Raw genomic sequence first — 24,533 nt, 5'->3', positions numbered from 1 at the left:
CGATCGTCGACCGCAGCGCCTCCGCGGCTCGGGCCGCGGCGAGCTCTGCGCGGGCATCGTCGATCAGGGGCGCTTCGGCCTCGAGTCGTTCGAGCGCCGACCTCGCACGGTCGCGCTCGCGCTGCGCCCGCTGCTCGTCCCGCGCCACGGCGAGAGACTCGTCGGCTGCGGCCGACCGCTTCTCCGCGTCGACCTGCTCGGATGCTCGACGCTCTGCGCGGTAGTCGGCGCGGGCCTTCGCACGTCGGAGGGCGTCGAGTCGATCTTCGATCGACGACGGGGCGCGAACCGTCTCGGGCGGGGTCTCATCGCCCTCTCCTGACAGGCCATCGGCGGACACCAGCCGCTCGGCCTCCTCGACGCGGGCCTCGACCGTCGCGAGCCGGGCGCCCAGAGCGTGCTCGGCCACACGACGACGCTCGTCGAACCGCGCCTGCACATCTTCGAACCTCTGGGTGCCGAACAGGCGGCGCAGAAGCGCCTGGCGGTCTCGACTGCCCGCGAGGAGGAACTCCGAGAACCGGTTCTGCGCGAGCAGGATCACCTGCAGGAACTGCTCACGGCTGAGCTGCAGGATCTCGTCGAGCTCTCCTGCGACATCGACGGCCCGTGCTGCACGACCGATCCACCCGACATCCGTCCACTCGTCGAGGGCGACGGCCGATGCCTGCTTGGTCATCCCTCCCCCGCGCTTGGCCGGGCGCAGGTACTCGGGCGACCGGGTCACCCGGAAGCGGCCGGTCGGCGTGCTGAATTCGACGACGACCTCGGAGGGATCGTCGGGCTCGCAGTGGTCGCTCCGCAGCCGCTTCTCGCCACCGTCGTAGCGCGGCACTCCGCCGTAGAGCCCGAAGCAGACGGCGTCGAGGATGCTGGATTTGCCCGCCCCCGTCCGTCCGGCGATCAGGAAGATGCCGTCGTCGGCGAACGCGTCGAAGTCGACGATCTGACGTGACCGGAAGGGGCCGAACCCCTCGACCTCCAGGCGATGAAGACGCATCTAGACGAGAGCCTCGGCACGAACTCGCTCGTCGAGCACCGCGCGGATCAGCTCGCCCTCAGCCTCCGTCGCTCCGTGCCCCGCCCGGACGTGCTCGAGGAAGGCCTCGATGCGGTCGGCATCGGTGACCGCGGTGCGCAGACGCTGCACATAGGAGCGCTCATCCGCCTCGGCGGTGACCGAGGGCTGGTGCTGCACCATGGCGCAGTACGGGTAGCTCTCGCGAAGGCGCCGCATCGGCTCTGTCTGCGGCACGGCGTCGGTGTAGACGGCGCAGACCCAGTCGCCCGCGTGTTCTGCGACCAGTTCGGTCGACAGGAGATCGTCGAGCGCGCCCGTGAGTGTGACGAGCCGGCGCGGCACCGGCAGCTCCAACCATTCGACTCCGGAGAGCCCCTCGGCATCGATGTCGACGAGCCAGGAACCGCGGGGCTTGTGCTGCTCGCCGAAGCTGTAGTGCAGAGGAGCGCCCGCGTAGCGCACCCGATCGCTGAGCTGCTGACGCCCGTGGATGTGGCCGAGCGCCACGTAGTCAGGACCGTCGAAGACGCTCAGCGGCACGACGTCGAGGCCGCCCTGACGCACCTCGCGTTCGAGCCCGGCGGTGGCGTCGACACCGGCGGCGAAGCAGTGCGCGATCGCGACCGAGCGCCCCGGGTGCTGTTCCATGCCGGCGCGGACCAGGTGCATCGCGTGAGCCATGGTCTGCGCCTGCGTGCGCAACGGGCGCCCGGAGCTGTCACCATCGGGCCAGTGCTGTCGCACGATGGCGGGTTCGAGGTAGGGAATGCCGAAGAAGTGCACGGGCCCGTGCGCATCGTTGACGGTCACGGGCGCTCCCACCGCGAGCGGGTCGGTCAGCACGTGGATGCCCTCGCGGAGCAGCCGCGCCTGGAAGCCGAGGCGCGCGGCCGAATCGTGGTTGCCGCTGGTCACGATCACCCGCGCCCCTGTCTCATGCAGCGCCACCAGCGCATCGCCGAGCAGGGTGTATGCGGTTCCGGAGGGCGTGGCGGAGTCGAAGACGTCTCCCGCGACGACGACGACGTCGACCGCGTTCTCGCGAACCTGCGCGGTGAGCGCCCCGAGCACCTCGGCGAGGGCGTCCACGGTCGAGTTGCCATGGAACGTCCGGCCGATGTGCCAGTCGGAGGTGTGCAGGATGCGCATACTCACACCGTACGAACCCCCTCCGACATTTCATCCGAGGCGTGCCGCAGCACCGCCCTCACGCCCTGCGGAGGAGGAAGCGGAAGGTCCCCTGACCCACCCTCGTCACGATGATCGGCACGCGGTGATGCGAGATGCCGTGTGCACCTTCACCTGTGCGGCGTGCGGGGCTGCGCGATGCGATATCAGGGCTGCCCTCCGCCCGACAGGTGCCGGCTTGCCCCGCCGGCTGAGGGTTGTGCCCGCCTCGTCGTGACTACCGACTTCCGCTCTCCTCCTCGAGGTCGTTCGACCAGTTCGCCTGCTGGATCCGATTGTCGAGCTCGCGCAGCTCCTGAGCCACGGCGTCGGCACGGGAGCGCAGCGGCGCGACGGGCAGCGCGGAGACCTGACGCAGCTCCGACCTCATCTGGCGGAGGAACTGGTCGTTGGCCCCCGAGGCGGCGGTCGCGGCATCGGTCAGCACCGAGTGCCGCAGGCGCAGGACATCACGGGCGGCGAGCGCATCGGTCATGGTGCCGTCCGCCCCGAGGTCGAGGCGCGCGTTGGTGGCGTTGATGCGGCGGATGAGATCGCGCAGCTGCGTGAGCGCGGCATCGGCCTCGACGATCAGCGCGGCCGCGTCCTCTGCCGGTTCCTCGCCCTCCTGGTAGCGGGCGTTCGCGACGATACGCGCCCGCAGCTGCTCGATGCGGCGCTGCAGGTCGGCGCGTGCGGTGAGGGCCTCGGCGAGTTTCATGAGCTCATCCTCGCAGGGAGCGACCGTAACAGTTCGTCATATGGCCGGAGAGTCAGCGGGAGCGCAGCAGACCCGAGTGCTCCGGGTGCGCGGTGAACCAGTCGGCCACGTACCAGCACACGGCATCGACCTTGCGATCACCGCGCTCCTCGATGTCGGCCACCGCACCCTCGACGACCTTTCCCGCGTAGCCGTTGCCCCGGAAAGTCGGGATCGTGAAGGCTCGGGTGAGCGCGATGGTGCGCCCGTCGTCCCGGTAGTCCAGAACACTCACGAGCGTCCCGTCGCGCATGAGCGTGTAGCGCGAAGCGTCCTTCTCGTCGGTCAGGATGAAGCCTCCGACGGTGTGCGAGATCGTCATTCGAACCACGTTACGCCCGCCCGGAGCCGCCGGGCGTTTTGACATGGGGCGTCACGATCGGACATAATCCCCCCATGACCACCAACGCACGCCCTTTGTCCGCCCAGGAGGCGAACGGGACTGCCGGGATGATGATGCCCGGTCGCGTTGGCATGTGTTGCCGAATGTGTCGCTGAACGAACAGCCACCCCGCCTGACCTGAACTCCTCGCGATCTGCGAGGTCAGCGTCTCCGAGCATCCACCCTTGCTCGCTTCCCGGCTCCGCCGGTCATTCATGCAACGCATCAGAGCCCCGCTCGATCCGGGCTCACGTCCTGAGGACTTCATCATCATGTCGAACACCGCACTTCTCGAGCGTCCCGCCACCACCGCCGCGATCCGCACGCAGCACGAAGCCGCCGCGCCCCTGTCCGCCGCAGGAGCCGATCTTCCCGCCGTGCGCTCACCCCGTGGCTTCGCCCTCTACGTCGGGCTGGATGAGATCAAGGCCGCCGAAGCCGGCGTCAGCCTCCCCCTTCTCGTCGACGCGCTGCGCCGCACCCTCGCCGAGCTCGCCCCGGGAGCCGAGACGCACGCCACGGTCGCCCTCGCCCCGCACGGATCGGGCGGCCGCGACCTCGACGTGGTCCGTCTCGCTCTGCAGGAGCCCGGTGCCATCGCGCGCACCAAGGCCGCTGCGGAAGAGGACACCACGGACGAGGAGACGGGCGTCACCGTCGACATCTCCCGCAAGCGCGTGCTGATCGACGGCGAGTCCGCCGCCTTCACATACAAGGAGTTCGAGCTGCTGCAGTACCTCGTGCTCCGCGAGGGGCGCACGATCGAACGCAGCGAGCTGGTCTCCGCGCTCTGGCAGGCCCAGGACGACGAGACGCCCGGTGAGCGCACGATCGACGTGCACGTGCGCCGCCTGCGCGCGAAGCTGGGTCGCTATGAGGACATCGTCCGCACCGTGCGCGGCATCGGCTACCGCTTCGACCGCCACGCCGACGTCGTCATCCGCTACGGCCATGGAACCCCCTCGCCCGACCGCTTCTGAGTCGCCGGGAGCCGGTGTCAGCAGCTGCGCGTAGGGTGGGCGCATGACCCTGACAGCGCGCTCCGCCTCGGCGGACGCCGCCCCCGCGGACACTGCTCAGGAGACCGTCTACCGCCCGCCGCACGAGCTCGATCTCCACCGAACGGTCGGCATGCTCCGCCGCGGTCGCAACGACCCGACGATGGTCATCGACGGAACCGTCATCTGGCGCGCGTTGCGCACACCCCTCGGACCGACGACCCTCGCTCTGCGCATGCTCGGCGGCGAGGTCCACGCGACCGCGTGGGGCCCGGGATCGGGCATCGCCCTCGATCTGGTGCCCGCGCTCTGCGGTGCCCACGACGACGCCACCGACTTCGATCCTTCCCTGCACCCGCTCATCGCCGACACCGCACGACGCCACCCGGGGCTGCGTCTGACGCGTACCGACGAGGTGTTCGATGCGCTCGCGTGCGCGATCATCGAGCAGAAGGTGACCGGCATGCAGGCTTTCGGCGCGTGGCGCTGGCTGATCTCGCGGTTCGGAGCACCCGCTCCGGGTCCCACCCCGCGGCCGATGTTCGCCGCGCCGTCCCCCGACCAGTGGCATCGCATCCCGTCCTGGGCCTGGCATCGTGCCGGCGTCGAGCCGCCCCAGTCGCGCACCATCGTGCGTGCGGCCGAGCGCGGAGATCGCATCTCCCGAGCCGTCCGAGCCGCCGCCTCGGGGGATGACCGAGACCGCGTGCTCACGAGCCTTCCCGGCGTGGGGGTCTGGACGTCGGCGGAGACGCGCATCCGCGCTCTCGGGGATCCGGACGCGGTCAGTATCGGCGACTATCACCTCGCCCATGAGGTCGGCCACGCGCTGACGGGTGCACGCACCGATGACACCGGGATGATCGATCTCCTCGCGCCGTGGGCCGGACAGCGACAACGCGTCGTCCGCCTCATCTATGCGAGTGGTGTGCAGGAACCGCGCCGGGGGCCTCGTCTCGCACCCGAAGACCATCGCCGCCGCTGATGTCGGCACCTAAGCTGGTGCCATGTCCCGTTCCATGCTGCGCATCCTCGTCACCGTCGGCCTGCTGATCGTCGGCGTCGTGATCGGGCTGATCTTCCAGAACGTCTGGCTCGGCGTCCTGCTCGCGGCCATCGTGTGGCTCGGCTGGTTCCTCGGATACGAGTCGCGCCGCGGCAACAACGCCGGGGTCAACGACGAGGACCACGGCATCGAGCTCTGAGTGGTCGCCCCGACTCAGTAGTAGACGGCGAGCGGGCCCGACGGTCCGTCGACCACGCGCACCGGGGTGTCGAACACCCGCGTGAGCACGTCGTCCGTCATGATCGCCGCCGGCGAGCCGAACTCCACGACCGCACCGTCTTTCATCGCGCAGATGTGGTCGGCGTAATGCCCGGCGAAGTTGATGTCGTGCAGCACGATCACGATGGTGCGCCCGAGTTCCTCCGCGGCCCGGCGCAGATGCTTCATCATCTGCACGGCGTGCCGCATGTCGAGGTTGTTCAGTGGCTCGTCCAGCAGCACGAACTCGGTGTCCTGGGCGAGGACCATGGCGACATAGGCGCGCTGACGCTGCCCGCCGGAGAGCTCGTCCAGGTAACGCCCCTCCAGAGCGCCGAGGTCGAGGAAGTCGATCGCCTGACTGATGATCTCCTCGTCGGCCCGGTTCAGCCTGCCCTTCGAGTGCGGGAAGCGCCCGAAACCGACCAGCTGGCGAACGGTGAGGCGGGTGACGAAGTGATTCTCCTGACGGAGGATCGACACCACCTTCGCCAGATCCTTCGATCTCGTCGAGGCCACGTCGAGCCCCGCGATCTCGATGGCACCGGCATCCATCCCGGTCAGACGCCCGATCATCGTGAGCAGCGTCGACTTGCCCGCGCCGTTCGGACCGATCAGGGCGGTGATTCCGCCAGCGGGGATCTCGAGGTCGACGGGGCCGATCGCGACCTCGCTGCTGTATTCGCGGCGGACGCCGTCGAGAGCGATCACAGTCTGCCCTTTCTGAGGATGACGATGAGGAACACGGTGCCGCCGACGAGCTCGATCAGGATCGATACCATCCCCTGCGCGTAGAAGATGTTCTTCATCACGAAGTAGGCCCCGGCCAGGATCGTGAAGGCCGTGAGCACCGCGACGGGGAAGATCAGCCGATGGTCGTGCGTGTCGGCGAACTGGTAGGCGAGCGTCGCCACCAGGAAGCCGAGGAACGTCATCGGTCCCACCAGCGCCGTGGAGGTGGCCATCAACACGGCGACGAGGAACAGCACGATGAACAGTTCGCGGCGATGATCGACGCCGAGGGAGCGCGCAGCGTCCGGGCCGAGTGCCATGAGGTTGAGCCGGCGCGAACGGAGCCACAGCAACGCAGACGCCGCGACGACCAGCGGGATCGCCAGCGGGAGGTACGAGGGGTCGGCATTGGACACGTTGCCGAACAGACGCGCGGCGAGCACGTCGAACTCACTGGGTGTGAGCAGGCGCTGCATGAACGTGGCGATCGCCCCGAGGCCGCCTCCGATCACGATGCCCACCAGGAGCATGATCTGCAGATTGCCGTAGCGTCCGGACAACAGCCAACCGTAGAGGGCCACGGCGAGACCGACCATGATCGCGACCTGGATCGCGAACTGCCCGATTCCCTGGATCGCCACGATCCCTGCCACCCCGAACACGTACACGGTCGAGGTCTGCACGACTCGGTAGAGCGATTCGAACCCCATGATCGACGGCGTGATGATGCGGTTGTTGGTGACGGTCTGGAAGCTCACCGTGGCGACGGCCTGAGCGACCGCGACGAGGGCCATCACCGTGATGTCGGTGGCGCGATGCTGCGCGATCCGCCAGAACCCGGTGGAGCCGACCGGCATCGGATTCGCCCAGGCGAGCAGACCGAAGCCCGACCCTGCCGCGAGGACCAGAAGGATCCCGAGCACCACGGCGTAACGCCGGCGCGCACCTGGGGTCGTGAACGAGCCCGCCGACCGGAGCGCACCGGCGGTCGCCACGTCGCCCGTCCCCCCGCTAGCCACGTCGACGCTGCCTGAGCAGGAGAAGGACGAACACCACGGCGCCGACCACCCCGAGGATCAGCGACACCGGCACTTCGAACGGCATGATGATCGTGCGTCCGATGATGTCGCACACGGTCACGATCGCTATGCCGAGCAGGCACACCCACGGAAGATTGCTGCGCAGATCGTCGCCGCGCACCATCGAGACGATGTTCGGCACGATCAACCCCAGGAAGGGCAGATTGCCGACGACGACGGTGACGACACCGGTGGTGACCGCGATCAGCACCGTCCCGAGCAGAATGATCCTGTTGTAGTTCACGCCGACGTTGGTGGCGACTTCCTCGCCGAGCCCCGCGATGGTCAGCCGATCGGCGACGATGAAGACGATCACCCCGATGACAGCCACGATCCAGAGCATCTCGTACTGACCTCGCATCACCGAGGTGAAGCTGCCCGCGAACCAGACGCCGATGATCTGCAGCGAGTTGGTGGCCAGCGCGAGGTACGTCGACAATGCGCCGACCACGGCCCCGAGCATGATGCCGACGATCGGGACGATCAGGGACGACTTGAGTGCCACCCGGCGCAGGAACGCGAAGAACACCATCGTGCCGATGAACGCTGCGAGCACCGCGCCGGCCATCCGGAGGGGAAGCGACGGCTGCGGCACGAGGATCATGACCATCAGGAGCCCGAGGCCGGCCCATTCGGTGGTGCCGGTGGTCGTCGGTTCGACGAAGCGGTTCTGGGTGAGCAGCTGCATGACGAGGCCCGCCATGGCCATCGAGGCGCCGGCGAGGACCAGGGCGATCGTGCGGGGCACTCGGGTGATCTGGAACATCTGCGCGCCGTCGTCCGCGCCGGTGACGTCGTACACACCCGTGAAGAGCGAGATCGCGAGCAGGACGACGACGATGAGCACGCCGATGAGCAGTTTCACGTCGAAGAGCCGCCCGGCGTAGCGGGGCGGCGGAGCGATGTCGGTGGAGACCATGATGATGGGGCGGCGGCACCCGGATCGTCCGGATGCCGCCGCCGTACCTCAGTTCTTCGCGCTCTTCTCGAGGGCGTCGGCGAGGTCGTCGAGGAACGTCGTGTACGTCTGGATGCTCTCGTTCAGGTACGTGTCGGTGGGCATGTACACGATCTGCTTCTGCTTCACAGCGGTGACGCCGGCGAGCGCCTCGGAGCTCTCCAGGATCTCCGCGGCCTGCACGTAGTCGGGGGTGTCGGCCGCGAAGACGGCGTCACGGTCGAGCACGAGGATCCAGTCGGGGTTCGAGGCGGCGATCGCCTCGACCGAGATGTCATCGCCCTGGTGGTCGTCGGTCGCGTCGTCGACCTCGAGCGCGGGGGTCAAGCCGAGCATGTCGTAGATCGGTCCGAGCGAGCGTCCGACGGTCGGGGCGAGGTAGCCGATCTGTCCGCCGGAGGTGTTCACGGCCATGACGGTGTCGGCATCGTCGTACGCCGCCTTGGCGCGCTCGACAGCGGCGTCGAAGTCGTCCACGAGCTTCTTGGCTTCGTCCTGCTTGCCGAAGATCTCGCCGAGGACGGTGACCTGGCGCTTGAGCTCGTCTCCGAAGGGCTCACCTTCGCGCGGCTCGAGGTCGACGATCGTGGCGTCGGGGACCAGATCGGCGATCGCGGCGTTGTGCTGCGTGAACCGCTGACCGCTGATGATCAGGTCAGGCTCGACGGCGACGACCGCCTCGAGGTCGGGCTCGCTGTGCAGTCCGATGTCGACGATCGCGTCGTCCTTCACGTACGACACGGTCTCCGGCATGAGCGCGACGGCCCCGGCGGAGAGCTCCACGTCCCAGTCGGACAGCGTCTGGAAGGTGCGGTTATCGAGCGCGACGACGGATGTGGGAGGCGTCGCGATCTCGTGCGTGCCGGTGTTGTCCTCGATCGTGACGGTCGCTGCTGCGGGTTCGGTCTTCTCCGGTTCCGCCGAGCCGCCGGAGGTGCAGCCGGCGAGGGCGAGGAGGCCGACGAGAGCGGCGCTCGTGGCGGTGAGGGTTCTGGGCACGGACATGGAGAGACTCCTGTTCTGCGGGATCGATGCGCACGCTGCGGCGCCGGAAGCCGAGGGTGGAGGGCGACTCTCCCTCGGCACATTTAGGTTAGCCTTACTTTATGAGCGATACGAAATCCGGTTTCTCGATCGAGCGTCGCGGCCTCGAGCTGCGCTTCCGCAACGTCACCTTGAGCGCCCGCGAGTGGCTGGCCCCCGACTTCGTGCGTGTGCGCCTGACGGGCTCCGATCTCGCCGGCTTCGAGTCTCCCGGCTCCGACGACCACATGCGCCTGTTCTTCCCCGCGGGCCCCACCGAATCCGTCGAGGAGCTCCGAGCCTCACCCAGCCGCGAATACACACCGCTCGCCTGGGGCGAGGACTGGCTCGACGTCGAGTTCGCCGTGCACGGTGACCAAGGCGTCGCCGCGCCGTGGGCGGCGACGGCACCGCTCGGATCGACGATCGGTGTCGGCGGTCCCCGCGGGGCGGCCGTTCTGTCCGGTGAGCCCGGCTCGTGGCTGCTCGTGGGCGACGAAACCGCCATTCCGGCGATCCGTCGCTTCGCTGCGCTGATCCCCGACGGCACGCCCGCACGCATCGTGATCGAAACCGTGAACCCCGGCCGAGAGGTCGACATCGACGCGCCCGTCGACATCGAGTGGCTGCATCGTGGCGAGGCGCCCTCCGGTTCCGCCCTCATCGCCTTCCTCGAGGGACTGACCGCCGAGCACACGATCGGTGCCGACCCGTTCGTCTTCATCGCCGCCGAGCAGTCGATCGTGAAGCCCGGCCGAGCGCTGCTCGAGCGCTGGAGCGTCGACACCGCGAAAGCCGTCGTGAAGGGTTACTGGAAGCGCGGCGAAGCCGAATACCACGCCCCGCACTAGTACGACGTCGGCGGTTCCTGGAAGACTCGACCCATGGCTCTTCTGGATCATCTGGGCATCACCGTCGACGACCTCGAGCGCGGACGGGCGCAGTTCCACCCCGTGCTCACCGCTCTCGGGTATCAGAGCGGGGGCGCGAACGATCATTCGATCTCATGGAACAACGGCGACGAGACCGAGATCATCCTCTACACCTGGGATGAGGACTCCGCTCCGCATCAGCATGGCCGCATCGGCTGGCAGCACATCGCCTTCGCGGTACCGACGCGCGAGCAGGTCGACCGCCTGCACGCGGTCGCGGTCGACGCCGGCTGGACAGCCGTCCGCGAGCCCAAGGAGTATCCGCGCTACTCGGAGCGCTACTACGCCGCGTTCGTCGAGGACGCGGACGGCATCCGGGTCGAGTTCATGCACAACCCGCCCCGCGAGACGGCTTGACTCCCGGGCGTGTCGCGCCCTAGTGTGGCAAAGCTGTGCCGATCGGCGCAGCACACCAGCCGAGGAGCACGACGGATGACCGCGCAGCGAAACCTTCCCCAGGCAGCGGTGTTGCCGCTTCAGCAGAAGCGCAATGACCGCTACGAGTCGTACCCTCCGGCACGCGCCGTGTGACAGCATCCGCTCTCGCAACGCCCCGTACCGTCAGGTCCGGGGCGTTTTCCGTTGGAGACTCCTCTGACCTGTGGCTGAACATCACCACAAGGAAAGGAATCATGGAGAGGCTCTCCGCACGGCTGCTGTCGTGGGCGTCCCTGATCGACGAGAAGACACTCGCTCAGGCGCACACCACGGCCCGCATGCCGTTCATCCACCCGCACCTGGCACTGATGCCGGACGCGCACCTCGGCAAGGGGGCGACGGTCGGCTCGGTCATCCCGACGCTCGGCGCGATCATCCCCGCCGCCGTCGGCGTCGACATCGGCTGCGGGATGATCGCCGTTCGTACGCCGTTCACGAGGAGCGACGTCGACGGTCGTCGGCTCGCCGACCTCCGGGAGCAGATCGAGCGCGCCATCCCCCTGTCGGCCGGCCGGTACAACCGCAAGGTCGTGGCCACCGCGGAACCGCGCATCGCCGAGCTGGAGCAGCTCGCCGAGAAGAACGGCTTCGACCCGGCGCAGTACGCCGGGAACTGGCGTCTGCAGTTGGGCACGCTCGGTTCAGGTAACCACTTCATCGAGGTGTCGGTCGACGAGCTCGATCGGGTCTGGCTGTTCCTGCACTCGGGCTCGCGAGGCGTCGGCAACAAGATCGCCGGGCACCACATCGCCGTCGCCCAGCGGCTGGCGAGGCAGTGGTGGATCGACCTTCCCGACCCCGACCTGGCATACCTGGTCGAGGGCACACCGGAGTTCACCCGCTACATCCGGGAGCTGCGGTGGGCCCAGCACTTCGCGCTGCTGAACCGGGAGGAGATGATGGATCGCGTCATCCGGCAGGTGTCGGAGTTCCTCGGAACCCCGGTCGACGAACAGGAGCGCATCAACTGCCACCACAACTTCACCGAGTCGGAGAAGCACTACGGGAAGCAGGTGTGGGTGTCACGGAAGGGCGCCATCCAGGCGGACGCCGGTCGACCGGGCCTCATCCCCGGGTCGATGGGGACTGCCTCGTACGTGGTGGAAGGGCTCGGCGACCCGCAGTCGCTGAACTCCTCCCCGCACGGTGCCGGACGGGAGTACTCCCGCTCGGCGGCGCGGCGGACCTTCACGCACGACCAGCTGCGAGAGGCGATGACGGGCATCGAGTTCCGTGACACCGATGCCTTCATCGACGAGATCCCACAGGCGTACAAGCCGATCGACCAGGTGATGGCGGATGCCGCCGGACTCGTGTCGATCCGGCACACGCTGCGGCAGATCGTCAACGTGAAGGGCGACTGAGCAGGACCGGGCGGTGGGATCCCACCGCCCGGGTCTCCTCTCCACCCCTTCCCCGCGAGATCCGCGGGCGGATCGTCTTCTCCTGCTCCGACACGTCAGAGGCCGGGTTGTCCCCCTCTCGTGCGCGACCGATATCTTCGGCTCCCGGGCTCTGGCAGGCTTGCCGAATCGATGCGACGATGAGGAAGTGGGATTCATGAATGACGCGCAGATCTGGACGATGATCGGATCGTTCACCGTGCTGATGTTCAGCACGCTCACGGTCGTCTCGACCCTGTTCGTCCGGATCGTCCGCAGTGAGATCGGCGGTCTGCGCACCGAGATGAACGGGCAGATCGGCGGTCTGCGCACCGAGATGAACGCACGATTCGATGCCGTGAACAACCGCATCGACGGGCTCGACCGCGACGTGCAGGCGATCGTGAAGCGCACGTTCGGTCTCGACCGCGACGGATGACGACCCTTCGAGACCACGCTTCGGTCGCCCCACCCGACCGGTATGACGCCTATCCGGAAGTGCCCAACGGCACCGCGATCCTGCTCCTCGCGGGGTCGAGTGGGCGCGTGGAGGCAGAACGGGCCGACCTGTTCGCACGGCACGGGGCCCGGGTCCGCGCCATCCGCTGGTTCGGTGGTGCGGGTCAGCGCCCCTCACCCCACGAAGTGCCGATCGAGCTGTTCACGGATCAGCTGGACCTCCTGCGGCACGATGCCGACCGCGTCGCGATCTTCGGAACGTCGTTCGGTGCGGAGGCTGCCCTGGTCACCGCGTCCCTTCACCCGGTCGACGTGACGGTCGCGGTCGCACCGTCATCCGTCGTCTGGGCGGGGTTCGCCGACGGGGACTGGTCGTCGCACTGGACCTGGCAGGGGGCTCGGCTCCCGGCTGTCCCGTTCGACTCGTCGTGGTCGCCGTCGACCGAACCGCCCGAATACCGGTCCCTGTACCAGTCGAGCCTCGATCGCGCTCCTGACGCCACTGCAGCCGCAACGATCCTCTCAGAGAGCATCCGCGGCGTCGTCGTGCTCATCGCGGGAGGCGACGACCGTGTCTGGCCGAGCGACCGGTTCGCCGCCGAGATCGTCGAGCGCCGCAGAGCGAACGGACGGGAGACGACGCTGATCACGCACTCCCCCGCCGGGCACCGGATGATCCTGCCCGGCGAGTCGATCGCCACCGGTGGAGTGACGATGGCACGAGGAGGCTCACCATCGGCTGACGCGGAACTCGGTACCCTCGCGTGGCCGCAGATCGTGCACGCACTCGGGCTGCGCGCCTGAGCGTCAGAGGGCCGAGGCCGCCTCGGTCTCGACAGATCGGTCGGTGAACGCGGTCTTCGGGACGAACACGAGGATCACCGCGGCCACGAGGGCGGTCACCCCGCAGACGATCCACACCGTGAAGTAGCCCGCGAGCGAGCCGGCCGTTCCCTCGCTCGCGCCTGCCGTGCTCGCGACCCCATGCAGGAGCGCGATGCCGAACACGCACGAGGCGATCGCGCCGCCGACGGTCTTCACCGAGTTGGTGAGCCCCGTCGCGACACCGGTCTGCGTGGCCGGAGCGGCCGATGCGGCAGCGGCGGGGAGCGCGGCGACCAGCGCTTCCGAGCCGAGTCCGACAACGACCATGTTCGTGACGACCTGCGCGTACGTGTCGTGGAACGGAAGGAAGAGGAGGAACCCGATGCCGACCAGCACGGACGCACCCATCAGCGTCAGGCGCGGCGTGGCCCGCCGGGCGACGGTCGGGAACAGGAGAGCCCCCGCGATCATGGCGATCAGATACACGCCGATAATCAGCGAGGTCGCGAAGCCGCTCGTGCCGAGACCGTAGCCGTAGACCGTCGGATCGGTACGCGCGAACGTCGACAGCGGAGCCTGCGCGCCGAGCACGCTGACGCCGAAGAGCCCGGCGGTCAGGAAGACGGGGCCGAGCGCCGGCGAACGGAACATCCGCACATCGATCAGCGGATCGTCGGCGCGGAGCTCCCACAGGACGAACGGGATCACCAGCAGGACGCCGAGCACCACCACCGCCCAGGACCAGGGGTTGGTCAGGCCGCCCTCCAGCCGAAGCAGACTGAGACCCCCGGTGAAGCAGACGAGGGCGAGGGAGATGAGCACGAGGCCGACCGTGTCGAAGAGACCGCCCGTCGGCTCCGGCGACTCCTTGACCCCGAACAGGATCACGAAGAAGCAGACCACGATCAGCACGGCAGGCACCAGCAGCACCACGGTGAGCGGCAGGACATCGATGAGCGCGCCACCCACGAGCGCGCCGATGATCGCACCTCCTTCGAGCGCCGCGACGAGGAGGCCCGCTGCCTTCGCCGTGATCGAGGAACGCCCCTCCATGCGCCGCGAGCGCGACCAGATCAGAGCGATCTCCAGCGGAAGCCAGACCACGTAGAACCCCATCAGCGCCCACGCCGCGAGGAAAACCGGGAAAGAGTCGGTGAAAGGCAGCACCAGAGCGGCGGCGGCGGTGACAGCGGTCGAGATCAGCAGCATCCGCTTGTGGCCGACCATGTCACCGAGCTTCGCGAACGCCGGGACCACGAGTGCCGACAGCATCAGCTGCGCTCCCTCGAGCCAGTTCACATCGGCGTCGTGGATCCCCAGATGGCGCGCGATGTCGGTGAGCATCGGGGTGTAGTACCCCTGCAGCACACCGCTCGTGAACTCCACGAAGGCGAGGAAGCCCACGACGATGGCGAGGGTGCCCAGGGTGCGGGTGCGCGTCATCGCGTCTCCTGCTTCTGCTTCGGGTTCCCCGGCACACTCCGGGGGGAGGGTGAGATCACCCTAGCCGTTCGAGCAGCGCCCGGTGGAATCGCTCCCCCCGCTCCAGGGCGGCGATCTCGACGCTCTCGTCGACGCCGTGGATCGAGGCACGCTGGGCGTTCGACATGTCCAGCGGTGCGAAGCGGTAGACGGCCGGCGAGAACCGGTGGAAGTGTCGCGAATCGGTGGCGGCCATCATCACATACGGCACCGCCGGCACCCCGGGGAAAGCGACGTCGAGGGCCTCGGCCAGCAGCTCGAACTGGGCGTTGTCCGTCGGCGACTCCGGCGACGGCTCGCTCGCCTCCACGACTTCGACCGTGACGAGCGGGTCACGGATGCGCCGACGTACCCGGAACACCGTCTGCTGCGTCGTCTCGCCGAGCGCGATGCGCAGGTTGACGGTGGCGGATGCCTGAGACGGCAGCACGTTCGCCGCAGTACCGCCCGACTGCATCGTCGGCGCGACCGTGGTGCGCACGAGAGCTGCGGGTTCGCCGCCGAGGGCGGCGAAGACCTGCGCGGTGAGCAGCGGGGCAGAACTCAGCAACCGCAGCAGGTGCCGAGCCGGGCCCGGAGTCTGCCCGGCCAGCTGCGACAGCATCCGCAGGATCGCCTTCGACGCCCGCGGGCGGAAGGTGGTGGGTCCGAGTCGGTCCACGGCCGTGGCGATGCGCCGGACGGCGGTCGACGACGGCGGAGCGGAGGCGTGGCCGCCGTCGCCGCGGGCCGTCAGCCGGAGCGTCATCACGCCCTTCTCCCCGACACCGATCATCGCGGCACGGCCGGGGACGAAGGGCAGGGGCGCGTCGACCACGGCACCACCCTCGTCGACCACGAGCCACGGGACCACCCCGCGTTCGCGCAGCACTCGCGCGATCTGCTCGGCGGCGCGCCCGTACGTCTCCTCGTTGCCCCCGAAGGAGAGGTACACATCACGGGGCGGCACGAACCCGTCGGCGAGCAGATTCTCGACCGCCTCGAGGACCACGATCAGCGGGCCCTTGTCATCCAGCGCTCCACGGCCGTGCACCGATCCGTCGGCGATCACGCCGGCGAACGGCGGATGGGTCCAGCCGTCGCTCTCGTCGACCGGGACGACGTCGTAGTGGGCCATCAGCACGACGGGCTCGTCGGAGGTCGCACCGTTCCCCTCCCAATGGAACAGGAGGCCGAAGTCGGTGTGCCGTTCCAGACCCAGCTTCTCGTGCGTCAACGGGTAGAGCTCCGCGATCAGCGCGACGAACTCCTCGAAGGGAGCCGGTCCGCGTTCCTCGAGCTCGGCCGAGACCGTCGGTATCCGGATCATCTGCGAAAGTCGCTCGGCGATGCCCGGGCGCACGGTCGGTGTGGTCACAGTCGCCATCGTACCCAGCAGCGGAGCCGCGTTCCGGCGTGATCCGACATCACGCGTTTCGGTCGCCCGCATCGTCGATTCCGGAGAAAGATGTACCGAGACGAAGGAGAACACGGATGAGGATCGCCGTCGCAGGAGGAACCGGGACCGTCGGACGGCACACCGTCGAGGCGGTGCGCACAGCGGGACACGACGCGGTCGTCCTCAGCCGGTCGCAGGGAGTCGACCTGGTGACCGGGCAGGGGCTGGACGACGCCCTGGCAGGCGCTGACGCGGTGGTCGACGTCGCGAGCATCGAAACGCTCAAGGCGAGCGCGGCCATCGAGTTCTTCACCGCCGCGACCGGAAACCTGGTCTCAGCGGCGGCGAATGCGGGAGTCGGACAGGTCGTGCTGCTGTCGATCGTCGGGATCGACCGCATTCCCTACGACTATTACGCCGGCAAGATCGCCCAGGAGAAGATCGTCGAGGCGTCGCGCGTACCGTGGACGATCCTGCGGGCCACGCAGTTCCATGAGTTCGCGGAGCAGATGTTCGCCCGGGCGAAGCTGGGACCCGTGCACATCGCCCCGAACGCGCGCACGCAGCCCGTGGCTGCGAGGGAAGTGGGCGCGCGTCTCGCAGCACTCGCCGCTGCCGAGCCGCAGGGACGCGTGCGTGACCTCGCCGGCCCTCGGGAAGAGCAGTTGTCTGACATGGTGCGTGCGTTCGCGCGGCGGACGGGATTCCGCGGATGGATACCGAGACTCAACGTGCCGGGGCCGCAGATGGCCGGCATGAGAGCGGGGCACGCTCTCCCCGGTCCTGACGCAGATCTCGGACGCCAGAGCTTCGCCGAATGGCTCGCCGCCCGCTAGCGGTGCCCCTGCTCCAGTCCCTCTCCACATGCCGTCGATGCGCGGTTCGAGGCCGTCGATGCGCGATTCGTCTCGGTGAACACTCGCATCGACGCCGTGGGGAGCCGTATCGAAGGCCTCGACCGCGACGTGCGCGCGCTCGTGAAGCACACCTTCGGCCTCGACCGCGGATGACCTCTCGAGGCTGATCCGACCGAGCGTGCGGCGTTCCGTCGCCTGAGCACCTCCGCCGTCTCACGGGAACACCACGAAACAGGTGACGGTTGCATCCATGGTGGCGCGTGGCGCCCCCTGGAGGTGCACATGGAACTGACCCTGGTGTCATCGTCGTTCTGCGGCGCCTGTGCACGGACCCGGAGCGTTCTCGCCGAGGCCGCACGATTCCTCCCCGACGCGACCGTGACCGAGATCGACGTCGCACAGGATCCGGATGCTGCCGAGAAGCTGGATATCGGGTTCACACCGACCGTGATCATCCACGATTCCACCGGCACCGAAGTCTTCCGGGCCACCGGTGTGCCGACGGTCCCGCAGGTGCTCACCGCCGCGGTCAAGGCGCTCCCGGCCTAGGGCCGCCGTCGCTCCGGATCCCTCTTGCGGGCCCTCTCGATCCGAGCGCAGACTGAGTTCCAGCGGTGCCGGCCATGACACCGTTCACACACTCCTGGAGTCTTCATGCCCGCTCTCAACCCGTATCTCTCGTTCCGCACCGAGGCCCGCACGGCGATGGAGTTCTATCAGAGCGTCCTCGGCGGTGACCTGGTGATCAACACCTTCGGAGAGTTCCCCGACATGGTGCAGGATCCGAGCCAGAAGGACCTCGTCATGCACGCCCAACTCGATGCTCCGGGCGGTCTGGTGCTCATGGCCTCCGACTCCCCCGACGGCATGCCCTACGAGAAGCCGCAGGGGTTCTCGGTGTCACTGAGCGGCAACTCCCAGGACACCACCCGCGCCGTGTGGGAGAAGCTCTCCGACGGCGCGACGATCACGATGCCGCTGGACGTGCCCCCGTGGGGCGGCCTCTTCGGCATGCTCGTCGATCGCTTCGGCATCCCGTGGATGCTGCACGGCGACCCGGAGGAGTGAGACCACTCCGCGTCAGCGCGGCTGCACCGCCCGACAGGCGAGATGCAGCGCCAAGCGCGCTTCCGGGTCGGTCAGGTCGATGCCGAGGAGTTCTTGCACACGCCGGATCCGCACGGTCACGGTGTTACGGTGCAGACCGAGCGCCGTCGCAGTCGCAGCGATGCCCGATTCGTGGTCGAGGTACGACGACAGGGTGGTGAGCAGCTCTCCCCCTCCCGCCCGCAACGGTGCGAGCAGGGATTCCGCAGCGGGGACGAACGTGTCGTTCCCGGTCCAGGCGAGCAGGAGCTGCTCGAGTCCGAGGCTGTCGACGCGCACGAACCACCCCGTCGCCGATCGCGACGCCGCGATGCGCGCCGCATCCCCCGCCTCGTCGAGAGTCGCGGCGAGGCCTTCCGGTCCTCCCTGGAGCGAGCCGATGCCGGTGGCGACGGCGAAATCGCGCAGGGCACTCAGATGGAGCTCCCGCAGGGACGCGACCGCCCGCTCCACCCGGTCAGGATCCGGCGACTCCGGGAAGGTCAGCCACCCGCTCAGTCCTCGACCGGCCGTCGTCGCGTGCGCATCGCCGTCGATGGCGCTGAGCCCGGCACTGACCGTCCGCAGCAGCGAGAAGGAATCGAGTCGTCCCCTCGCCACCATCCGGAAGCCGAGGTGATGTCCACCGGTGCGCCAGCCGCGCTCGGCCATGCGCCGCTCGACATCGGCGTCGGCCGTCCCATGCAGATCGACGAAGTCGCGCAGCAGCCCGGAGGACACGGCGACGTCGTTCACCGCCGCCACCTCGTCGATCAAGATGCGTGCGGCGACCGCCGGCATCGCCACCTCGGCGGCGACGGAGAGCGACTGCACCTGTGCCTCCCCGAGTCCTCGACCGAAGAGCACGAGCCGCAACCCGCTGCGCCCCGGGCTGTCCACACGCACCGACGCGGCCGCCGCATCGCCGACACCGGCCCGATCGAGCCAGGATTCGAAACCGATCGCGGCGTGCAGTCGCTCGTCGAGATGCGCACCTGCCTCCTGCAGCACTCCCGACGAGTCGATCAGCGCGGCACCGACACCGAGGTTCGCGGCGATGTGCCCCAGCAGATCGGCCAGGTCATCGGCGGCATACTCGAACGACTGCGCGACCTTGCGCACCTGGCTGAGCATCAGCGCATCCCGCGCCTCGATCAGCATCCAGCACGCTTTCGCGAGTTGGATGGGACGTTCGACATCGAGCAGGCACAGACCGATCCGATCCGCGAGGCGGAAAGCACCGGCATCGAACGAGGCCGCTCCCGAGAGCGCTAGTCCCGTGTATCCGCGATCACGCAGCCGCCGCAACAGCGCGTCCTGCTGCCAGGTCGACGTCGGGGCGGTCGCCGTCAGGACCGCGAGCCGATCGGGCCCGCTCGCGCTCAGCTCGGACTCCCCCGCCCCTACCGTCACCGCTTCCCACGCGGCGTCCTCGGGGCCCGCGACTCTCCGAAGCCCGCCGTTCTCGCCGTGGGCGAGCAGCGCGCTCAACTGCAGTCTCTCGTTCACGCCGCGTCCAGATCGTCGAGTCCGTATGCCGAGGGCAGCACTTTCGCCCGCCGATCCGGTCGGGCATTCCACCATTCCGGCGCGGGGATGGCGAGCACCGCGACGTTCCGCGCGAGTCGGAGCTCGGTGACCTCCAGGATCTCCCGCGAGATCGCATCGATGACCACGATGATCGTCGGCGCGGATGCGACCAGACGGCCGTCGGTCAGCACGGCGAGGGTCTCGGAGCGACTGACCACCCGGTGCACGGCCCCGGCGAGCCCGCTGATCTCCACCGCGTTCACGTGGGGATCGTGCGCAGACGAGGAGACCGAGACGATGCGCCCCTCGGCGAGAAGCTCCGCCCCGAGCGCATCGGCGAGGATCGGGAGCGGAGCGGTCGCGGCGCCGAGATAGGCCCGACCGAGGTCGAGCGCATGGGCGAGGTGGCCGCCGATCGCGTGCTCCCGCAGATCGCCGACCGTGAACCCGCCCAGCACGGCGCAGCCGACCCCGCCGGCCTGGATGATCGCCGATCGGACGACACGCTCGGCATCGATCGCCCGGTGCGCCTCGACGAGCGCGACGCCGTCGAAGCCCGTATCGCAGGCGAACACGAGGCCGGGGACGCGATCCACGAACAGCGACATCTGGTCGAGTCCCGGAACGGCCCGGCCGGTGCAGTCCGCATCGACCACGACATGCGACCCGGCCAGCAGCAACGGTGACAGCCCGTTCATGCCGCCGCCTTCGAGGGAACAGACCGCCGGGACCGGATGACCGATCCACCGCTCGACGGCGTCGAGCAGCCGGGTGAACGGCGCCGCACCCGGAAGACGCTCCTCCAGCAGCATGGTCGAGCCGACGAAGGCAACCCCGAGACAGGGCGTGGAGGGGTCGAGCGCCGAGATCGGCGAGACCTCGATCGGCCAGCCCTCGGCACCGGCGAGCATCAGCTCGAGCATGGTCGTCGAGCCGCCGCCGCCGGAGCCGAGCAGCGCATAGCCGCGGGCGAGCGCCGTGAGGTCGTCGCGCTGCAGCATCATGCGCTCCAGCCTAGGGAGAAACGTCCTCACCCGCGGCCAGCGTCTCGAGCGGAACGAACTCCGCCGTGAGGCCGAACGCGGACGGGCCGAAGGCGGCGAGCGCGTCGGGTGTGCGCATCATCTCCGGTGTGGAGATGCCGAGCACCCGCACGCGCTGCCCGTAGCGGAGGCCCTCGGTCGTGATGGGCTCCGCCGTCTCGTGATCGACCACGCAGATGAGGTCGGGCACGATCGCCACCAGCGTCCCGCTCCGGTGGGCGATGAGGTTCTCGTTCTGGAAGGAGATCTCGAAGGTGTCGCCTTCGTCGGCACCGAGGGGCGCGATGACGGCTCTCCCCTTGGCGAACCCCTCGGTCGTGCGCCGCTCGACGTCGACGACCTTGCCGACGCAGAGTTCGCGCAGGTGCGGGTAGAGCGTGCTCGCCAGGGTCTCGGCGATCGCGTCGAACGGCGAGCGATGCTCCTCACGGGCGATCCGGATGGCGCGGCCCAGCGCGAGGGCCATCGAAATCGTCCGGGGAACGGCCGTCCGGCGCACGTCGGCTCCGGTCATCGCGTACTCGGCGATGTGTCCCACACCGCCGAGTCGGATGGTGATGCCGCGGGCGAGCCACTCCATCTGGCGGTCGTCGTCTCCCGTGTCGATCACGACCTTCTCACCCCGCTCTCCCGCGAGCGCGAGGGGCGACCCGTGCACGCCGTACACGGCGAAGGTCTCCATCGACAGCTCAGGGAAGGCACGGCCCATGCCGTCGGCGTCGACCACGGGCAGCCCGGTCTCCGCCGCGACGATGAGGGGGATCATCGAGTTGATGCCGCCGCACTCGATCGGCATCGTCGCGTCCGCCTTCCGCCCGAGGTGCTCTTCGAGCGTGCGCAGGGCGAGGGTGGGCTCGGTCCCGGCAGGGATCTTCTCGATCATCACGGTCGGCGCGCCCATCTGGGCCGTCGGGATCACGAACAGGTCGTCGGCGAGCTCGTCCGGGTCGAGGATCGTGATGCTCCCCTCCCCCAGCACGCGCTCGACCAGCATCTTGCCGATGTACGGGTCACCGCCGCCGCCGGTGCCGAGCAGCGTCGCACCGCGGGCGAGATCGGGAAGGTCTGCGGCGGTGAGCTGCCAGCTCATGCCGCGGCTCCCGTCGAGACGAATCCTGCCGAGATGCTGCCGTCGAAGCGGTGCGCCGGCATGTCGTACCCGAAGTAGCCGGGGCCGACCATCGCGAGCGCCGCCTCCGAATGCCAGCGCTCATCGGCGGGGGCCGCGATCACCCGCACGCGCTGTCCGTAACGCAGGGCCTCGGTCGTGATCGGCTCGCCGGATTCCCCGTCGAGCACCATGATCAGATCGGGAGTGGTCGCGAGCACGGTCCCGTCGGCCTCGGCCACGAGATGCTCGTTCTGGAACTGCAGCGTCAGCGTCGCGTCGCCGTCGCCGTCGATACGTGCACGTCCGCGCGCGAAGCCGGTCGTGGTGGCGCGGTGCACATCGACGACTTTGCCGTCGAACAGCTGGCGCCCGCCGAGAAGCTCGACGACCGCCGCGACGGGATCGGTCTTCTCGTCGCGTGCGGCGGCGATACGCTGCCCGATCTCGATGCAGCGGGACAGCGACCCCGAGACGAGCGACTCCCGCGCGGCAGATCCCGACATCGAGAACCCGGAGATCATGACCGAGCACCCCATCTCGACACAGGCCACGCGGGCGATGCGCTCGGTCCACGAGTTGTCGACCGTCTGCAGCACGCCGGTGTTGCCCTTCTCATCGCTGAACGCGAGCGGCGATGCCGTCACGCCGTACAGCGTCGGGAGCACCATCTGCAGTTCCGGAAATGCCCGCCCCATGCCGTCGGCGTCGAGCAGCGGAAGGCCGAGCGCGGCAGCGGCGGCGATCGGGATGGTCGAGTTGACCCCTCCGACCTCGGCGCACGCGATATGGGTGATCGGACGGCCGAGGTGCACGCTGAGCGCCCTGACCGGTTCGATGACCTCGGCGAGGCTCGGGAGCTTCTCGACCATCACGGTCGGTGCTCCCATCATCGCGACGAACAGCACGAGAGCGTCGTCGGGGACCTCGTCGAGGCCGACGACCGTGACGTCGCCGGAGGTCAGCGCCTGACGAGCGAGCAGTGCTCCGATATAGGGGTCTCCTCCCCCGCCGGTGCCGAGGACGGCGGCACCGCGGGCGAGACCGTCGATGTGCGCGGGAGTGATCGTCCAGCTCATGTCACGCTCCCATGTCGAGGTCGCCGACGGCCTTCACGCGGATGCGCGTCGCGTTGCCGGGGAGGTACGGGATCGGCACCTCGTCGAAGTCGATGATCGACACGGTCGACGGCTTCGCGCCCGCCGCGATCGCCTTGTCGACGGCTTCGGCGCGCACCTCGGCGATGGTCTCGTCGCGACGCCCCGGTTCGATCGCGTAGACCTTGTCGATCTCGCCGCCGACCTGCGCGATCGACGCGCCGATGGCGTTGGCGACCGCATAGTTCTCCGGGCGGTGCACGGTGCCGAACAGTGGCAGCTCGTCGGGGAGCAGGATGGATCCCCCGCCGACAGCGACCACCGCGATGGGCTCGGGCGAGGTGCGCATGCGGTCGACGGCTTCGGACACGCGTTCGGCGATGCGGGCGAGTACCCGCTCGACGAATGCCGGGTCGAGGTGAGCGACCTTGCTCGCATCGCCCACCTGTGCGCGACCCGCGGCGACCGCGATGTCGGTGGCGGTCAAGGTGGAACCGCCGAAGACCAGAGCCTCGGTGGTCAGCTTGTATCCGACCGAAGCCGGACCGACCTCGGCGGTCTCCTCGTCGACGATGCTCCCGCCCCCGATGCCGAGCGAGAGCACGTCGGGCATCCGGAAGTTGGTGCGGATGCCCGCGACCTTCACCTCGTTCGCGGTCTCACGCGGGAAGCCGTTGATCAGCAGACCGATGTCGGCCGTGGTGCCGCCCACGTCGATCACGGCGCAGTCGTCGAGTCCGCTCGTGGCAGCAGCCCCGCGCATGGAGTTGGTCGGGCCGGAGGCGAAGGTCGCGACCGGGTAGCGCCGCACGTACTCCTCGTCCATGAGCGTGCCGTCGTTCTGGCTGAGGAAGATCGGCGCCTCGATGCCCTGGGCGCGCACGGCGGAGGTGAGCCCGTCGACGATCTCCGATGCGAGCTCACGCAGCGCCGCATTGATGATGGTCGCGTTCTCGCGCTCCAGCAGCCCGATGCGACCGATCTCGTGGGACAGCGAGATGGCGGCGTCCGTGCCCAGCACCTCCGCGACGATCTCGGCCGCCCGCACCTCGAGGTCGTGGTTGACCGGACTGAACACCGACGAGATCGCGACCGAGCGGATGCCGTGCGCCTTCATGTCCTCCGCGTGCGCCCGGATCTCGTCCGGGTCGAGCGGCGAGATCGGCCGGCCGTCGAACTCATAGCCGCCGTGGGCGAGATAGCTGCGGGCCTGAGTGGCTTCGACCAGAACCTCGGGCCAGTCGATCAGCGGCGGCAGCGCCCGCGTGGCGGGCAGTCCGAGCCGGAGGGCGGCGACCGGTGCCAGGCGGCTGGCCTGCACGAGCGCGTTGATGAAGTGCGTCGTGCCGATCATGACGGCATCGACGTCGGCGCCCTCGAAGGCGTGCCCGGCCCGCAGGTCCTCGATCGCCTGGATGATGCCACCGGTGACATCGGGGGTGGTCGAGTGCTTCACGCCCGCGAGCGTGCGGGTGCCGTCCATGAGGACTGCGTCGGTGTTGGTGCCGCCGACGTCGATGCCGATATGCATG

Annotated in this window: 26 protein-coding genes; 11 read left to right on the top strand and 15 right to left on the bottom strand. The window is 68.9% G+C overall.

Features of this window, described 5'->3' with window-relative positions; all coding sequences use genetic code 11:
• The 4 genes from B2869_RS07305 to B2869_RS07290 all read right to left on the bottom strand — a co-directional run.
• Positions 1-1,000, bottom strand: a 1,000-nt coding sequence (locus tag B2869_RS07305; RefSeq protein WP_292764444.1) for an AAA family ATPase, incomplete at its 3' end; no start/stop codon positions are given.
• Entirely contained in the window at positions 1,001-2,170 is a 1,170-nt protein-coding gene (locus B2869_RS07300) for an exonuclease SbcCD subunit D (RefSeq protein WP_292764441.1), read from the bottom strand.
• A gap of 256 nt (positions 2,171-2,426) precedes the next feature.
• A complete protein-coding gene (locus tag B2869_RS07295) occupies positions 2,427-2,909 on the bottom strand; it encodes a DIP1984 family protein (protein ID WP_021198078.1) in 483 nt (160 codons plus the stop codon).
• Between the two features lie 52 nt (positions 2,910-2,961).
• On the bottom strand, positions 2,962-3,270 hold the full coding sequence (locus B2869_RS07290; protein ID WP_021198079.1) for a GNAT family N-acetyltransferase: 309 nt from the start codon (positions 3,268-3,270) through the stop codon (positions 2,962-2,964).
• Positions 3,271-3,602: 332 nt separating this feature from the next.
• On the opposite strand from B2869_RS07290, the gene B2869_RS07285 reads away from it, so the two are divergent.
• Genes B2869_RS07285 through B2869_RS07275 form a run of 3 tightly spaced genes read left to right on the top strand, consistent with a single transcriptional unit; the run spans position 3,603 to position 5,533 of the window.
• Complete coding sequence (locus B2869_RS07285) at positions 3,603-4,310, top strand: winged helix-turn-helix domain-containing protein (protein WP_021198080.1); 708 nt, start codon at positions 3,603-3,605, stop codon at positions 4,308-4,310.
• 43 nt (positions 4,311-4,353) lie between these two features.
• Positions 4,354-5,313, top strand: coding sequence for a DNA-3-methyladenine glycosylase family protein (locus tag B2869_RS07280; protein WP_292764434.1), 960 nt, complete (start codon positions 4,354-4,356; stop codon positions 5,311-5,313).
• Between the two features lie 22 nt (positions 5,314-5,335).
• Positions 5,336-5,533 (top strand): hypothetical protein, encoded by a 198-nt coding sequence (locus tag B2869_RS07275; RefSeq protein ID WP_021198082.1) that lies wholly within the window; start codon positions 5,336-5,338, stop codon positions 5,531-5,533.
• Between the two features lie 14 nt (positions 5,534-5,547).
• Here B2869_RS07275 and B2869_RS07270 read toward each other — a convergent pair whose 3' ends face one another.
• From B2869_RS07270 to B2869_RS07255, 4 genes are read right to left on the bottom strand one after another with little or no spacing between them, the layout of a single operon-like run.
• On the bottom strand, positions 5,548-6,303 hold the full coding sequence (locus B2869_RS07270) for an ABC transporter ATP-binding protein (protein WP_021198083.1): 756 nt from the start codon (positions 6,301-6,303) through the stop codon (positions 5,548-5,550).
• Positions 6,300-7,319, bottom strand: coding sequence for an iron chelate uptake ABC transporter family permease subunit (locus B2869_RS07265; RefSeq protein ID WP_292764428.1), 1,020 nt, complete (start codon positions 7,317-7,319; stop codon positions 6,300-6,302). Before B2869_RS07265 ends, B2869_RS07270 begins: the two co-directional genes overlap by 4 nt.
• Before the next feature lie 16 nt (positions 7,320-7,335).
• Entirely contained in the window at positions 7,336-8,322 is a 987-nt protein-coding gene (locus tag B2869_RS07260) for an ABC transporter permease (RefSeq protein ID WP_029265990.1), read from the bottom strand.
• Between the two features lie 48 nt (positions 8,323-8,370).
• Positions 8,371-9,366 carry a siderophore ABC transporter substrate-binding protein gene (locus tag B2869_RS07255; protein ID WP_029259750.1) on the bottom strand — a complete coding sequence of 332 codons (996 nt, stop codon included), beginning with the start codon at positions 9,364-9,366 and terminating at the stop codon, positions 8,371-8,373.
• Between the two features lie 101 nt (positions 9,367-9,467).
• Here B2869_RS07255 and B2869_RS07250 point away from each other — a divergent pair, with 101 nt between their 5' ends.
• From B2869_RS07250 to B2869_RS07230, 5 genes are all read left to right on the top strand, one after another.
• Entirely contained in the window at positions 9,468-10,235 is a 768-nt protein-coding gene (locus B2869_RS07250) for a siderophore-interacting protein (RefSeq protein WP_292764422.1), read from the top strand.
• Positions 10,236-10,268: 33 nt separating this feature from the next.
• Complete coding sequence (locus B2869_RS07245) at positions 10,269-10,673, top strand: VOC family protein (RefSeq protein WP_292764419.1); 405 nt, start codon at positions 10,269-10,271, stop codon at positions 10,671-10,673.
• A 275-nt stretch (positions 10,674-10,948) separates the two neighbouring features.
• Positions 10,949-12,118 carry an RtcB family protein gene (locus B2869_RS07240; protein ID WP_136025329.1) on the top strand — a complete coding sequence of 390 codons (1,170 nt, stop codon included), beginning with the start codon at positions 10,949-10,951 and terminating at the stop codon, positions 12,116-12,118.
• 196 nt (positions 12,119-12,314) lie between these two features.
• Entirely contained in the window at positions 12,315-12,575 is a 261-nt protein-coding gene (locus B2869_RS07235) for a hypothetical protein (RefSeq protein WP_231494466.1), read from the top strand.
• Positions 12,572-13,399, top strand: coding sequence for an acyl-CoA thioester hydrolase/BAAT C-terminal domain-containing protein (locus B2869_RS07230; RefSeq protein WP_292764413.1), 828 nt, complete (start codon positions 12,572-12,574; stop codon positions 13,397-13,399). The genes B2869_RS07235 and B2869_RS07230 overlap by 4 nt, the downstream gene beginning before the upstream one ends.
• Before the next feature lie 3 nt (positions 13,400-13,402).
• Here B2869_RS07230 and B2869_RS07225 read toward each other — a convergent pair whose 3' ends face one another.
• Positions 13,403-14,863: an MFS transporter gene (locus B2869_RS07225; RefSeq protein WP_292764410.1), complete on the bottom strand. Its 1,461-nt coding sequence runs from the start codon at positions 14,861-14,863 to the stop codon at positions 13,403-13,405.
• 55 nt (positions 14,864-14,918) lie between these two features.
• A complete protein-coding gene (locus B2869_RS07220) occupies positions 14,919-16,268 on the bottom strand; it encodes a M20/M25/M40 family metallo-hydrolase (protein WP_292764407.1) in 1,350 nt (449 codons plus the stop codon).
• A 107-nt stretch (positions 16,269-16,375) separates the two neighbouring features.
• On the opposite strand from B2869_RS07220, the gene B2869_RS07215 reads away from it, so the two are divergent.
• The 3 genes from B2869_RS07215 to B2869_RS07205 all read left to right on the top strand — a co-directional run bounded on the left by B2869_RS07215 (position 16,376) and on the right by B2869_RS07205 (position 18,205).
• On the top strand, positions 16,376-17,116 hold the full coding sequence (locus tag B2869_RS07215; RefSeq protein WP_292764404.1) for an SDR family oxidoreductase: 741 nt from the start codon (positions 16,376-16,378) through the stop codon (positions 17,114-17,116).
• A 303-nt stretch (positions 17,117-17,419) separates the two neighbouring features.
• Positions 17,420-17,686, top strand: coding sequence for a glutaredoxin family protein (locus B2869_RS07210; protein WP_292764402.1), 267 nt, complete (start codon positions 17,420-17,422; stop codon positions 17,684-17,686).
• 105 nt (positions 17,687-17,791) lie between these two features.
• Complete coding sequence (locus B2869_RS07205; protein ID WP_021198098.1) at positions 17,792-18,205, top strand: VOC family protein; 414 nt, start codon at positions 17,792-17,794, stop codon at positions 18,203-18,205.
• Positions 18,206-18,217: 12 nt separating this feature from the next.
• Here B2869_RS07205 and B2869_RS07200 read toward each other — a convergent pair whose 3' ends face one another.
• From B2869_RS07200 to B2869_RS07180, 5 genes are read right to left on the bottom strand one after another with little or no spacing between them, the layout of a single operon-like run.
• On the bottom strand, positions 18,218-19,732 hold the full coding sequence (locus B2869_RS07200; RefSeq protein ID WP_292764398.1) for a PucR family transcriptional regulator: 1,515 nt from the start codon (positions 19,730-19,732) through the stop codon (positions 18,218-18,220).
• Entirely contained in the window at positions 19,729-20,757 is a 1,029-nt protein-coding gene (locus B2869_RS07195) for a DUF917 family protein (protein WP_292764395.1), read from the bottom strand. The genes B2869_RS07200 and B2869_RS07195 overlap by 4 nt, the downstream gene beginning before the upstream one ends.
• 10 nt (positions 20,758-20,767) lie before the next feature.
• Complete coding sequence (locus B2869_RS07190; protein ID WP_029259728.1) at positions 20,768-21,886, bottom strand: DUF917 domain-containing protein; 1,119 nt, start codon at positions 21,884-21,886, stop codon at positions 20,768-20,770.
• Complete coding sequence (locus B2869_RS07185; RefSeq protein ID WP_292764392.1) at positions 21,883-22,983, bottom strand: DUF917 domain-containing protein; 1,101 nt, start codon at positions 22,981-22,983, stop codon at positions 21,883-21,885. The genes B2869_RS07190 and B2869_RS07185 overlap by 4 nt, the downstream gene beginning before the upstream one ends.
• A gap of 1 nt (position 22,984) precedes the next feature.
• On the bottom strand, positions 22,985-24,532 hold the full coding sequence (locus B2869_RS07180; protein ID WP_021198103.1) for a hydantoinase/oxoprolinase N-terminal domain-containing protein: 1,548 nt from the start codon (positions 24,530-24,532) through the stop codon (positions 22,985-22,987).
• Between the last annotated feature and the right edge of the window lies 1 nt (position 24,533).

Origin of the sequence: Microbacterium sp. UBA3486, from assembly GCF_002377845.1 — a bacterium.
Classification (GTDB): Bacteria; Actinomycetota; Actinomycetes; order Actinomycetales; family Microbacteriaceae; genus Microbacterium; species Microbacterium maritypicum_A.
The sequence above is the reverse complement of the archived record's forward strand: the minus strand, read 5'-3'. Positions and strand labels throughout refer to the sequence as shown.